Origin of the sequence: Gordonibacter faecis (assembly GCF_030077735.1) — a bacterium.
Taxonomy (GTDB): Bacteria; Actinomycetota; Coriobacteriia; order Coriobacteriales; family Eggerthellaceae; genus Gordonibacter; species Gordonibacter faecis.
In genome coordinates, this window is the sequence record NZ_JASJEU010000024.1 from 70,501 (window position 1) to 84,484 (window position 13,984).

Below are 13,984 nucleotides of genomic sequence, written 5' to 3' on the forward strand. Positions count from 1 at the left end.
AGCGCACCCCGGTAAAGAGGGAGAGCGGCGTGGCGAAACGGAATGCGAAAAACGTCCGCAGGGGGGCGGCGAAAAAGCGGACCGCGCGCGGCCTTCTACAGCAGTTTTTCGTAGGCGATGCGCTCCTTGCGGCGGCCGAACACGTCCTTTATGGACAGGATGCCGCAGCGGGTGTAGCCGTGCTTTTCCAGCAGCTTTTGGATGGGCTCGTTTTGCTGGTAGACGTCGGCGCGCAAGCTGGCGCGGCCACCGCGACGCGTGATGCGCTCGGCCGTTTCCAGGATGAACGCGCCCACGCCGCGGCGGCGCGCGGCGGGGGCCACCGACACCCAGTGCAGCTCGGCGTAGGGCTGGGGCTGGGCATCGGTTTGTGTGAGCCACTGCCCCTCAATGCCGCCGGCGTAGTTTTTGTCGGGCGAGAACGACACGGCGAACACGGCAATCATATGCCCCTGCGCGTCCCCCACCACGTGCGTGGTGCCATTTTTGATGCTGTGCATGAGGCGGCGCGCCGAGGGATACTTCTTGCGGCCTTCGTCAATGCCGAGCGCGGCGAACGTCTCGTGGCCCGCATCGAGCAGCGCCCACACCTGGTCAAAGTCTTCACGCGTGGCAGGGCGGCTGGTGTAGTAGCCCAGCACCGAGGCGCGACCAGCGAACAGCGGCGGGTCGTCCAAGGCGGCTTCGGCGCCCTCCCTCAGTGCGACGCCCGGCGCACCTTCGCCTTCCAGCGCCGGCTTCGGCTCGCGTTCGGTCACCAAGAAAATCATAGCCACGATGAATGCGCAGCCCGCAATATCCCAACCCGACACGGGCGCATGCAACCACACCACAGCGAGGATCGTAGCCGACACAGGCTCCACGCAGCACAGAAGGCTCGCCTTCACGGGGCCCGCGTCGTTCACCCCTTGCAGATACAGCATGTAGGCGCCGAGCGTGCCCACCAACACGATGGCCGCCAGTGCCGCAAGGCCGCCCGTCGAAAGCTGCACGTCCAGGGTCCACGGCTGCACCACCACCGAGGCCGCCGAGCCGCCGAAGAGCATCGCCAGGCCCGTGACCAGCATCGCGCCCCACTTCTTCAGCACGCGCACCGGCATAAGCGTGTAAAACGCCAGCGCCAGCGCCGACACGAGGCCCCACGTAAGACCCTCGGGCGGAATGGCAAGGCGGCCCGGGTCGCCTTGCGTCGCAATGATCACCATGCCACCCAGCGCAAGGATGAGCCCCGCCACCTCGCGCACCCGCGGCAGCCGCCGGGCGCGCACGCACACATACAGCATAATGAGCACGAGGCCCACCTGTTCAATGGTGGTGCCCACGCCGGCACTGGTGTAGGCAATGGCGTTCAGGTAACTCAGCTGCGTCAGCAACACGCCGAACACCGCAAAGAGCGCAATTTGCACCAGCGAGCGCCGGTCGCGAAAGACCGCAATCAGGGAGCGCCAATCCTTCACCGCAGTCATGAACAGGAAGAACACCGCAGCAATGACCATACGCACGCAGGTGATCCACACCGCTGGAGCGCCGTAGTTGTCCATCAGCAGCTGCGCGCAGGTGCCCGAGAATCCCCAACAAATGCCACCCGCCAACGCGCACACAACTCCGCGCACCACATGCCGCCCCGCCGTCGTCTCAGCCACGCAACCCCGCTCCCTCAAAGTGTGTCGGATTCTCGGCCCGAAAAAGGCCGCAGCGCATTGTCGCACGCCCCCGCCCCCCGGTAAAGAAGGCATTCGGTAAGATTATGGTTGTGAGGATTATGCGGCCGGAGGCCGCATACTAAACGCCCAGGTTGGCGTAGTAAGACAGCGAGGGAGTCTGTGATACCCGAGATTCGTGGGATCGCGAAGGCGAAGCGTACTTCGCTACGCGAGCCTTCGGGATCGCGCAAAGATCGGGTATCACAGACTCCCGCAGCGTCAACTGGTTCCGCCGTTCGTAGAACGGCGGAACCTATGAGGAGAGTTTTTCCACCAGTTCCTTGCGACTACTCACGGCCAGTTTGGTGTAAATGCGCTTGCGATGCGTATCAACGGTATTTACCGATACGCATAACGACTCAGAAATATCTCGGTTGCTATAACCAAGCGCCAGCAGTTCGCACACTTCACGCTCACGAGCCGTCAGCGGGCTTTTGCTCGGCGTTTCAAGGCGCCACGCTGGCTCCGGTATGTTCAAGTCGGCTATCCGTTGCACAATCTTGCGTACGAAGGACTCCTGTTTCCTATCCAACAGGTTTCGCTCTTGCACTTCGGCAAGCACACGCGCCATGGTGGCTCCCTCGTTGACGAATGCCTCAATTTCGCCCGTCTCGCAGCCAAGCGAAAGTGCCTGGAGAAGAGTTTGGGTTGCGGGACCTTGTTGTCCCGCCACATGAGCCACCAGCGCTTTAGTAACAAGCGCTGACAAAAGCAGGCCATTGCGATGGCTACGCTCAAGGCTTTCCTCAAGTGCCTCAATCAGCTTCCTCGCCTCTTCAAGTTGGCCTTTTACAAAGCGAAAACGAACAAGCACAAAAGCAATCAAGTCATTCACCAAATCGGCCGAGGCGGGATCGGCGGCGCGCAGCATGCGCACGTGCCCCTCTACCTCATTCAGACGACCCGCATCAAACTCAATAAGTGCAAGGTACACCAGTACCACGAGTTTTGGCCTTTCCGCATGGTACTTGTCGCACAGTTGTAGCACCGAGCGCGTAGTTTGCAGCGCCTCTTCCGTTCTCCCCTGCGCGTGCTGTGTCAGCGCTAGGCCACACGCCGCCTCTGAGAAAAACTCAACGCCCGATGTCGGTTTCAAGACCTCAAGGCTTGCTCGGTAGAACCGTTCGGCCTGTTCAAAATCTCCCCTCTTCCGGGCAACCGTCGCCGCAATAACATCCGGCAGAGCGTTAAACTCAACTCCTCCCCCCACCTGGAAACCCACATAGCCCCTTGCGCTCCGAGCTGTTTCCTCCGCGCGCCGCAGGTCGCCCGCATCAATACACTGTCGCGCAGCGAAATAGCACAGTACCGAACAGGCAGGTTTATTGCCCTGGCTCTCCGCAACCTCCACGCAGTTTTTGAGGTAACCGATAACGCGATCCGGCTCCTTCTCACGAGCAACAATGCAGCCAGCTGCGTTGTACACCAAACTCAAGAAAAAACCGGGGTCTTCTTGATTTCGTTGCAGAAGCTTATCGATGAGGCCTTTTCCCACCTGAATATCACCACTGTGGCCGCAACACATCGATTGCAGAACCAAGCACTCAGTCTCCATTTGAAGGGAATCGGGATCTTCTTCGTCCACAAGACTCCGTGCGATGCGGGCACACCGCAAAGCCTCCTCAACCGAGCCCGCCTTCACAAACACCCAGGCCTCGGCAATGCTCAGCTTCGGCGATGACTCAAGAATATGGCGTGGCACCTTCTCCAACGCCTCCTTGAACACGTCGAATCGATTGTCGAACATGAGCGAAAGATGATATTCCCCCACCAGCTCGTTGAGCTCTTCCCAGAGAGCGGCCTTGCGCAGACAGTCCATCGCCTGCCCGATGTAATCGTGTTCTTTCAGATAGACGCTGGCGCGCTTGCAAAGCGTGTCAAGGGTAGACCGTTCAAGTTTTCTGAATTTCGCCTGTAAGTACTGTGGCCACGGGTCATTATTTTCATACCACCCGCGCTTTCCAGATACTGGCGTGAGAGCACCCGTTTTGGCCACGATGGTTGCGATTACCTCATCGCTTCCACTCACCTGCAAAACATGGTCGCAAAGAGCGGGGGTCACAATATCGAGAAACGAGGTTCTCACAAGCACGGTTTTTTCGGGCTCAGATAACAGCGAGAAAACCGCGTCGAGTACAGGTCGAGCATCAAAAGAAGTGTTGACCAGGCCATCCACAGCGTCATTTTGCTCGGTAAGATAGGAAACTGCCTGATTGAGCGCAGGAAGATGACCACCCGTCACGCACCATACTGCAGCACCTACCTCTTCGGGTACGCGCGTCCCAGCGCCAAGCGCACTGCGTACATAGCGGGCCGTCGCATCTTCATCGAGCACAAGTTGCCCGGAGGCAATAAAGGAAACCGCCTCATCAGCATCAGGAACCCCACGCGCCGCAGGAAACGAAGGTGCTCGCTGCGTTGAAATAATAAGCCTCACGGCGGCGGGCAAGTATCTCACAAAGGAATCGAGCACCTCGTCGATATCCTCGTCGTCGATACATTCAAAGTTATCAAGTACCAGCACGTGCCTCGTTGAATCGTCCGCCTGCGTACCTCGCTCAAGGGCTACATTCAGCACATGAGAAAACGTGTCCGACTGTCCGCTTTCCACCACTTCGTCGAACAGCTGACCGAGATGAGGAACAAGCACCTGCAAGCCCGCTATCAGTACCTCACAAAACCGCGCGCACTCATTGTCGCCCGCATCCAGGCGCACCCAAGCCACCTTCGTTGAAATGGGTAGCTCGCAAGAAGATGCCGAAGCGGCCCACTGTGCAAGTAGCGTCGTCTTTCCACATCCAGCAGGTGCCACAAGAACGAGAGCGTTCTTCTCCAAAGAACGCTCCACCAACTCACACAGCGCATCGAGCGCACAACACGGGCTTGGAAGGCGCGGAATGCGAAACTTTGACGATGGAAAGAGTTTTATACCGGTTCGTCCTACGATTAGATTCCCCATGTATCGATCCTAACCGATCGCACAACAACGAAATCGATGATCGTCATACTCACCGTCTCACCAAGCATTACCTCTCCAGAAGGCAGCGAGCATGACCGCGGCAGAGATGCCGCAGACCCCCTTGGGGCGCATTCTAGCACGCCTTCGTACGAGTAAACCTGTCATGAAACCAGCGCGAGCGGAGTGGCCACTTGTTGCTGAGACAAACAGGCCACTCCGCACTTCACCGTTACTTCCTGAGTTCTTACGCCTTCGCCGTTTCTACCTCCTCGGCAAGTTCTTTCGCCGCATCCTCTTCCATCTTCGACAGCAGCTTACTCTTCTTACCACCCACCAGCATAAACACTGCCGATACCAGGATGAACGCTGCACCGACAAACAGCGCGCCGTTCCAACCAAAGCCCGAGCTTCCCACTGCCGCAAGCGCCGGAACACCGATGGCGTCCATAATGGTCTTCGCCAAAAAGGCGATGCTGTACAGGGCCGCAAAATAGGCAGGACCCAGGTACTTGGAAACCGCGGACGTGAAACACACAGGCGCGGAGCTGAGCGCAGCGCCGAAGAAGAATCCACCGATATAGAGCACGGCAACGTTGGCTCCAAAGAACACGATAGCCATAAGACCAGAAGCAGCCAGCACGTTAACCACCACATAGGTGATGCGCGGGCCAATTCGGTCGATGAAATACCCTGACAAAAGTTTACCAACGCACCCCGCAATGGAAAGGAACGTCATAAACACGCCTGCCGTAGCCAAGTCGAAGCCAGTGGACACAATGTAAGTCGGGAAATTTTGGAACACACCCTGCTCACCGATACCAATCAAGCCGAAGCTGATAATGACCGCCCAGAACGTGAACGTTTTGATTGCCTGTGAACGATTGAGTCCTACAACCTTGACCGCACCCGCCGTTTCCTCGTTCTCGACTCGGGCCGCTTCTTCCTTCGTCATGCCGTCGGGATACAAACCCACATCCTGCGGGCGGAACTTAATGAGAAACGCCGCAGCAAGCAGCACGATAAACGAAATGAGCGCAAGAATCATCGGCGCGTTCTGCCAACTGCCAGCAGCAGTAAGAATAGCTACGAGATTCGTCGTAATGAGTGAAGCCGGGAATGTTGCACACAGCGTGATGCCCGTCGCAATGCCGCGGCGTTTGATGAACCAGTTCGACGGAATAGCCGTGATAAGAACCAGGCCGCCGCACCCGTTGCCAATACCCATCACAGCATATGCAACGAATACCATCCAGAGCGAGTTGACAAACCCGAGAATCAAAAAGCCTCCCGAGTACATAACCGCCGCAATAAGAAGACAACCCCTGATGCCAATCTTGGATACCAGGCCATTCACGGCCAGGCCAGCAACGCCAGACACCACGAGATACACCGAGAATCCCAAACTCACGACCGAAGCTTCAGCACCCAGCATCTCGGTCATAGGAATACGGAGCATACTAAACGAATACAGTCCGAAGCCCTGCGTCACGATGCAGACCACGAACACAATAAACACCTGAATCCAACCCTGCGTAAAGAATTTTGATCCTGTTTTTTCAGACATGATACCTCCCCTTAAGTGAAGGCTTTCGTTTCGCCTTACTTGATAACGAACGTTTTTGGAACGAGTGCGCTCACGAACATTCCCCTTGCACGCATGACTCCAGAAGTGTCAAAGCACCCTGATAGAAGTCCGTTTCCGCGGTGCGTGCGACACTATCGCAAAAGTGAGGAATCCACTGAGCTATATGGTCACGCTTGAACGAAGCAGCTTCCGCCAACGCCTCATCCCGCTTCTCGTTGCAGCCTTCGCGCTGGGCAGAAAGCGCCTGTTCTTCCAGATGGGCAAGGTATAAAAGCTCAACCGAAAGATGATCTTCTGGCTCGTGTCCCTCCCAATCGATGGAAAACCCCGCGCGGCGGTAGCGACGTACCGCATCGTCGCGGGCATCCTGCATAAGGAGCCCGCCCTCGTGAACAAAGAGTGACTCATAGGGCAGCGGCGCGTTCAAACGCGGGCTCGCGAACAGCGTGGTGAACTCTACCCGCAGGTTTCGTGCCACCTCTTCATCCTCAAGCGCCCGCTGTGCGTCGTGCGCTAGTGCGGCTTGGGCTTGTGTGACTTTCTCACCCATCCCGTCGAAAGCGCTCAGATCAAGAGTGGCAAGCGCTTCGCGATCAATAACGTTCCAAAACAGACGGGCAAGCACACGGAGCCGCTTAATTTGCTGCTCGCACAGCGTTTCCTCAACAGCATCGTAGGTCATCATCGGAAAACCCCTTCCCCTCTCAACCACCGTGCAGGCTGGAGGTACGTTCCCCCAGCCTGCACACATGGGCTAACGAACCCTCAGCCCCTCCATGTCGCGCCACTCTTTTGAGCTTAAGAGGTAGTAGCACGAAGGCTCATTGCCCGAATCAACCTTGAGCTGATGGACGTTATCACTCATCAAAGCAATAACCTTCGAAATATCGCTTTCAGGGTCGTCTACATCACCGAACAGCCACGCGTTTGAGTTGCAGGCAAACGCGCAGGCCGGAGGCAAACCCTCATCCACGCGGGCGGCGCACAAATCACATTTACCCACCGTGTTGTCGCGTTCGTTGTAGCTAATAGCGCCATATGGGCAGGCGTCGATGCACACCTTACCCTCGCAGGCCGCGCACGACGTTGTATCTATGATCACAATGCCGTCTTCACGCTTGCTGATAGCCTGTTCAGGACACGCTGGCAGGCAAGAGGGCTTGCGGCAGTGCTGGCACATAACCGGGATGAAGTACGTCTCTGCGTCCGGATAGTCGCCCGTCGTTGAGGTATACGTGCGCACCCAAAAAGCACCCAAATCCACGTTGTGTTCCTGCTTGCACGCGCCCATACAGCCGCGCGTGTCCATGCAACGGTCGAGCGATACGACCAAACCTAACTGCGTCATGCTTCACACTCCTCCGTCGTCATGGGCATAAGTGCCTCAAGTTGCTCACGGGTAATTTCAGGCTGATAGCGCGCAATGTCCTCATCCGTTGCCTTGTAGATGCGGCAAAGCTGGGAACGATATCCGCCTGACCCGGTCTCGGGGCAGTTGTTTTCCACTTCAATCAGGGCCTCGGCGTTCCACTCAAAGGCACCATGCAAGTCATCAGTCGCAGACTTTTCGGGACGCCACCACGCGTGTTGCGAATACGAGACCACATCAGGGGCCACCATAAACCGGAAAGACACCTTGCCCATAATCCGGTTGTAAGGCGCGCGGCCTCCCGTGGGCGGCGCTTCAACCCAAATCCAGTCGCCCTCCTTCACGCCATAGCGTGCTGCCGTCTCCGGGTTGATGAACACATCGGGAGTTCTCGTCATTTCGCGCGTCCACGGCAACTGACGGAACTCAGAGTGGAAGAAGCCGGGCTGGCGCTTGCCATACGAGCCAACCAGCGGGTACTCTTCAGCCAAGTCGGGGCGCGAAAGCGGCGATTCGGCAGGTTCGACATACACTGGTAGGGGCGGATAGCCACACTTCTGATGGATCGTGGAGAACAGGTTAGCCTTGCCGGTGTCGGTGGGGAACTTGCCCGCTATGAGATAGCGCTCGGTCGACGGAGGCGTATCGGCGCCAGGCACCTTCGCCACGCGACGCTTGAGCATCTCGTCAAACGGCATGCCCAAAAATTCACGACTCAGCAGGTCACGCTGTCCGTCGATAGTATCTGCCGGCCAGAACTTTCCGTACTCGCCTGCCCAGTGGTTTGTCCACTCGTCGTTCAAGCGACCTTCCACATAGCGTTTATCATACTTGCCAAGTTCCTTAGAAAGCAGGGCACCGAAGTCGTAGTCATGACGTGCTTCGCACAAAGGTTCAACGGCCTTATTGAAAGCTTGGTGCACCGGACTTGAACCGCCGCCAGTGCCAAAACTCAGGAAGTTGCGCTCCATCCAGGTGACCGCAGGAAGCACGTAGTCGGCCATCTCCGCCGTGGGAGTCATGACAACATCGGTCACCACGTGCAACTGGATTTTGTTCTCGTCGTCAAGCAACTTGAGCCACCGCGCAAGCGTGGGATCGTGCATGAGCCAGTTCGACGAGATAGCGATGATGCCATGAACAGGATACGGACGACCGGTCTCCGCAGCTTCCATGACCGTAGTGAGGTCGGGGAACAGCAGCGAGCCGTCGGCATTCTGCGGGCGAATGGGCTGCCACTTCGTAATTTCTTCCCAGGCATAACCGCACCCGACGCGATGGGTGTAGTAACCCAGGCGCTTGCGCTTCTGCTCCAAAGGAAGGCCATCAGCCCAGGAAAGGTCTAGCTCGCTCGGGAACGCATGAGGCGTGACCGGATAGAACGCGCCCAGCACATTGCCGCCCGCAACATCGACACTGCCCGTGATGATTTTCAAAACGTTGATGGCGTTCACATACTGAGAGACATTAGTGGACATGTATTGCATGCCCTGGTTGATATCGACCGGCTTAAGCGTGCCAATCATCGTGGCCACACGCACCACCTGATCGGCGGGAACGCCGGTGATGAACTCAGTGTGCTCAGGCGTCCACGGCTCAACGTTGTTCGTCAGCATCTGGAAGGCCGGGATGCAGGTAATCTTGCCGCCACGCGTGCACAGTTCAACCTCATATTCGCCGAAGAGCGCGGGGCTGATTGAATCGGGCAGTTCCGCAGCCGGCGACTGTTCGGTCGAGGTCTTGTTCTGCTCGAACAACTCCACCAAGTGATCGTAGTGGGCCTTGCCGGAGGGGCCACCTTCCCACTGTACTTCTTCAACATCCCAGTACTTGAGGCGATTCTCTTTTTCGTCCCACACCATATAACGCTTGTCGCTGCCGCCCTTTACGATGTCACTCTCCAGCAGCAGCGCACCGGTGTCGCCGCGCACCAGGAAGGGTGCGTTGCTCCAGCGGACAATGTAATCCTTGTCGTACAGTTCCTTTTCAATGATGACTTTCACCATGCCCATGATGAGCCCAACATCAGTGCCCGGGCGCACGGGAACCCATTCGTCAGCCTTGCTGGCATAGACGCCCTGCACGGGGTCAACAACGATAAATTTTGTGCCGTTTTCCTTGTTGGCCATAATGGACTGCGTCTGAATGGGCCAGGCATAAGCCTGCTCGGCTGAGAAACTCACATGGCAGTTCGTCGGCGCCGACCCGCCGCCAGTTGCTGTATAGAAACCGTAATTGATATGCTCGTGGAACTGGGGCAAATAGCACACCTGAATAGCGCCATAGTAGTTGTTCGGCGTACCAATAGTGCGTGCGATACGATGGGCTACCCAGCCCATGTCGTGGCGTCCGGTACGTCCGGGGAGCACGAAGGTCTCGGCCCCATACTCTTCCACCATGGAGTGAATCTTCGCGGCGATTTCCTCGACAGCCTGATCCCACGAGATGCGCTCCCACTTACCTTCGCCACGTTTCCCCGCACGCTTGAGGGGATAGCGCAGGCGCGTCGGGCTATACTCAAATTGAATTGCTTCCGAGGCGCGCACGCACGCCTTGCCCATGTTAGGCGGGCCAAGCTTTGGATCCCCTTCAACCTTGACCGCCCTTCCGTCTTTCACTGTTACCCATACTGGGCAGTTCAGGTGACACGACCGACAGCCGGCGTACACCTTCTTGGTTCCGCTTTCGTTGGTTGCTTGGGCGTTTTCCACGTCTCCTCCTCCGTATCTCGCCGTACCGTCGCGCGGCTGCTAGCACGCGCCTTTTATCAAGCCGGTGGGCTCGTTTGGCAATGCCTTTGCAGCACCGCCCCCTTAGCTTGTTTAACCGAGCGAAGCTTTTGGAGCGCTCGGAGCTTTAGGTGCCGCCGGGGCACCCGGCGGGGTCGGAATACCCAGGGGAGCTCCGTCAGCCGTGTCACCACTGGGCCCGTCAAGCTCCGCGCCGCAGCTGTCGCAGATAGCCGCGTACTCCAGATTCTCCGCACCGCACGCAGGACAGATGTTGGCCTGGGCTTTTACGTCTGCAGGTCGAAAACACATATGAATCCTCCTCTCGCTTTTCCACCATCTGGCAAAAAAGTATAGGGAGGCCGAACGCGCCCGAAATCACCGGAAACACGTGACAAGGCATGGTGATTTTTAGGGATGGAGAGAAGGGTTTGAGGAAGAAGCGCACAGGCGCGCCGAGAAAAGAACTGAGAACGCAGGTCATGGTTGTATACTCCGCCTACGGCGGAGAGGGCGCTTCGTGAAGCACCCCTACGAAAATTACCTTTTTAGTTAGGTTTATCGTACATGAAGGAGCCCTCGTCATGGTGATAGGGAGGGCAGGTCATCTTGTGGCGTATTCGGTAACGCGTAAGCGCGTCACATTTTTTGAAGCGGGGCTAGAGACTCTTGTTGCAGCCTCTCGCTATAGAAGTTCCGGCGGCTGTAAGCCGCCGGAACGCTAAAGCATACGTTTCACGAATTGGCCCGTGTAGCTTTCCTCCACCTGGGCTACTTCTTCGGGGGTGCCTTGGGCTACTATGGTGCCGCCACGGTCGCCGCCTTCGGGGCCGAGGTCGATAATGCGGTCGGCGCACTTGATGACGTCGAGGTTGTGCTCAATCACCAGCACGGTATTCCCAGCATCCACCAGGCGCTCAAGCACTTCCAGCAGCTGACGCACGTCCTCGAAGTGCAGGCCCGTGGTGGGCTCGTCCAGAATGTAGAACGTCTTGCCAGTCTGGCGGCGCTGCAGCTCACTCGACAGCTTCACGCGCTGCGCCTCGCCGCCGGAAAGCGTGGTGGCGGGCTGGCCCAGACGAATGTAGCCCAGGCCCACGTCATGCAGCGTTTGCAGCTTGCGCTTGATGCCCGGAATGTTCTCGAAGAACGCGAGCGCATCGTCCACGGTCATGTCCAACACCTCGGCAATGTTCTTGCCGCGATACGTCACCTGCAGCGTTTCGCGATTGTAGCGCGCACCGCCGCACACCTCGCAGGGCACGTAAATGTCGGGCAGAAAGTGCATCTCAATTTTGATCTGACCGTCGCCCTTGCAGGCCTCGCAGCGGCCGCCATTCACGTTGAACGAGAAACGCCCTGGCCCGTAGCCGCGCGCCTTCGATTCCTGCGTGGAGGCAAACAGCGCGCGAATGTCATCCCATAGCCCAATGTAGGTAGCAGGGTTCGAGCGCGGCGTGCGTCCGATAGGACTCTGGTCGATGTTGATAACCTTGTCGATCTTATCGAGCCCGGTAATTTTCTTGTACTTGCCCGAGCGTCGGTGCGCATGGTTTACGCGGTTTGCCAGCGCCGGTGCCAGCGTATCGGTGACCAGCGAACTCTTACCCGAACCGGACACGCCCGTCACCACGGTGAGCGTGCCGAAGGGCACTTCCAGCGTCACGTTTTTCAGGTTGTTCTCTGTCGCGCCCGTCAGCTTGAGCGAGCCGCGGCGCGGCTTGCGGCGCTTCTCAGGTACGGGGATGGTGCGCCGCCCAGACAGATAGTCCGCCGTGAGCGAGCCGTCGAACTTCACAATTTCATCCGGCTTGCCGGCGGCCACCACCTGGCCACCGTGTTCGCCCGCGCCGGGCCCTATGTCAATGACGTAGTCGGCGCTGCGGATAGTGTCTTCGTCGTGTTCCACCACAATCACCGTGTTGCCCAAGTCGCGCAAGCGCTCAAGCGTGGCAATAAGCCGCTCATTGTCGCGTTGGTGCAGGCCAATGGAGGGTTCGTCCAAAATGTAGAGCACGCCCATGAGACCCGCACCAATCTGCGTAGCCAGACGAATACGCTGCGCCTCGCCGCCCGAAAGCGTGGCGGTGGCGCGCTCAAGCGTGAGGTAGTCCAAGCCCACGTCCACCAAGAAGCGCAGGCGCGCCTTGATCTCCTTCACGATGGGTCCCGCGATGTGTTCCTCCGCACCGTGGAACGACAGCCCCTCGAAGTACTCAAGCGAGTCCGCCGCACTCATTTCGGTTACGTCATGAATAGACTTGTCAGCCACCGTCACGGCTAGGATTTCAGGCTTCAAGCGCTTACCACCGCACGTCTGACAAGGCACAATGGCGAAATACTCGGACAGTTTCTCGCGCTGATTGTCCGACTGAGCCTCCTGATAGCGACGCTGCACGGCGGCAAGCGCACCCTCCCACTCGATATACCAGTACGTCTCGCGGCCATCCACCGTCACGTAGTCGACGCGCACCTTGGTGTCGCCCAGGCCGTAGAGCAGCGCATCCTGCGCCTTCTTCGGCATGTCTTCCCACGGAGTGTTCTCATCCACGCCCATGTGGTGGGCCACGGCGCGCAGCACCTGCGGGTAGTAGTTGCCCGTCTTAAACGGCGCAACCACGCCTTCTGCCAGCGTGAGCGACGGGTCGGGTATCACCAGCGAGGGATCCACTTCCTCACGACTGCCGATGCCCAGGCAATCGGGGCAGGCGCCGTAAGGCGCGTTGAACGAGAAGTCACGCGGTTGCAGCTCGTCCATGGAGTGGCCGTGCTCGGGGCACGCGAGCGCGAGCGAGAACAGGTGCTCCCCCTCGCCCAAACCACCCGTGGCACCCGACGACTTGCCGCCGCTTTCGCCGAGCGGCTGGCCGTCGTCGCCCAGCACCTGCACGAGCACGCGCCCATCAGCCAACTTCGTGGCCAACTCCACGGCCTCAGCGATGCGGCTCGTGGCACTCTCTTTCAGCTGGACGCGGTCCACCACCACGTCAATGAAGTGCTTGATCTTCTTGTTCAGCGTGCGCGGCTCGCCGTCCAGTTTCACAATTTCGCCGTCGATGCGCACGCGACTAAAGCCCTCTTTCTGCAGGTCGGCGAACAGCTTCGTAAACTCACCCTTGCGGCCCGCCACCACCGGGGCCATGATGATGGCCTTCGCACCCGGCGCGAGGGACAAAATTTCGTCGGTCACCTGGTCGGTGGTTTGCTTCTTGATGACGCGCCCGCATTCCGGACAGTGCGGCACACCCACGCGTGCGAACAGAAGGCGCAGGTAGTCGTATATTTCTGTGGTCGTGCCCACCGTGGAGCGCGGGTTTTTGGAGGTGGTTTTCTGGTCGATGGACACGGCCGGCGACAGACCGTCAATGCTGTCGAGGTCCGGCTTGCTCATCTGCCCCAGGAACATACGCGCGTAGCTGGAGAGGCTTTCCACGTAGCGTCGCTGGCCTTCGGCATACATCGTGTCGAAGGCGAGGCTCGACTTGCCACTGCCCGACAAACCCGTAATAACCACCAGTTCGTCGCGCGGAATAATGAGGTCAATATCTTTCAGGTTGTGCTCGCGAGCACCTTTAATAACAATGGCGTTTTGTCCCATAGTGCGTATGCTCTTTCTATCGTGCGGCGGCCGAAACTATG

8 protein-coding genes are annotated in these 13,984 nt (G+C 58.3%); all 8 read right to left on the reverse strand.

Annotated features, from left to right (window positions below):
• Positions 1-95: 95 nt before the first annotated feature.
• The 8 genes from QNJ86_RS12165 to uvrA all read right to left on the reverse strand — a co-directional run bounded on the left by QNJ86_RS12165 (position 96) and on the right by uvrA (position 13,943).
• The gene (locus QNJ86_RS12165) at positions 96-1,643 is read right to left on the reverse strand and encodes a GNAT family N-acetyltransferase (protein WP_283832906.1); all 1,548 of its coding nucleotides are present in this window, start codon (positions 1,641-1,643) and stop codon (positions 96-98) included.
• Positions 1,644-1,956: 313 nt separating this feature from the next.
• Positions 1,957-4,140, reverse strand: coding sequence for a LuxR C-terminal-related transcriptional regulator (locus QNJ86_RS12170; protein ID WP_283832907.1), 2,184 nt, complete (start codon positions 4,138-4,140; stop codon positions 1,957-1,959).
• 766 nt (positions 4,141-4,906) lie between these two features.
• The gene (locus QNJ86_RS12175) at positions 4,907-6,226 is read right to left on the reverse strand and encodes an MFS transporter (protein WP_283832908.1); all 1,320 of its coding nucleotides are present in this window, start codon (positions 6,224-6,226) and stop codon (positions 4,907-4,909) included.
• A gap of 70 nt (positions 6,227-6,296) precedes the next feature.
• Positions 6,297-6,932, reverse strand: a complete 636-nt coding sequence (locus QNJ86_RS12180; protein WP_283832909.1) for a TorD/DmsD family molecular chaperone — start codon at positions 6,930-6,932, stop codon at positions 6,297-6,299.
• 69 nt (positions 6,933-7,001) lie between these two features.
• Positions 7,002-7,595, reverse strand: a complete 594-nt coding sequence (locus QNJ86_RS12185) for a 4Fe-4S dicluster domain-containing protein (RefSeq protein ID WP_283832910.1) — start codon at positions 7,593-7,595, stop codon at positions 7,002-7,004.
• Positions 7,592-10,327 carry a molybdopterin-containing oxidoreductase family protein gene (locus tag QNJ86_RS12190; RefSeq protein WP_283832911.1) on the reverse strand — a complete coding sequence of 912 codons (2,736 nt, stop codon included), beginning with the start codon at positions 10,325-10,327 and terminating at the stop codon, positions 7,592-7,594. The genes QNJ86_RS12185 and QNJ86_RS12190 overlap by 4 nt, the downstream gene beginning before the upstream one ends.
• 111 nt (positions 10,328-10,438) lie before the next feature.
• On the reverse strand, positions 10,439-10,657 hold the full coding sequence (locus QNJ86_RS12195) for a zinc-ribbon domain-containing protein (protein WP_283832912.1): 219 nt from the start codon (positions 10,655-10,657) through the stop codon (positions 10,439-10,441).
• A 409-nt stretch (positions 10,658-11,066) separates the two neighbouring features.
• A complete protein-coding gene (uvrA, locus tag QNJ86_RS12200) occupies positions 11,067-13,943 on the reverse strand; it encodes an excinuclease ABC subunit UvrA (RefSeq protein WP_283832913.1) in 2,877 nt (958 codons plus the stop codon).
• Positions 13,944-13,984: the final 41 nt, after the last annotated feature.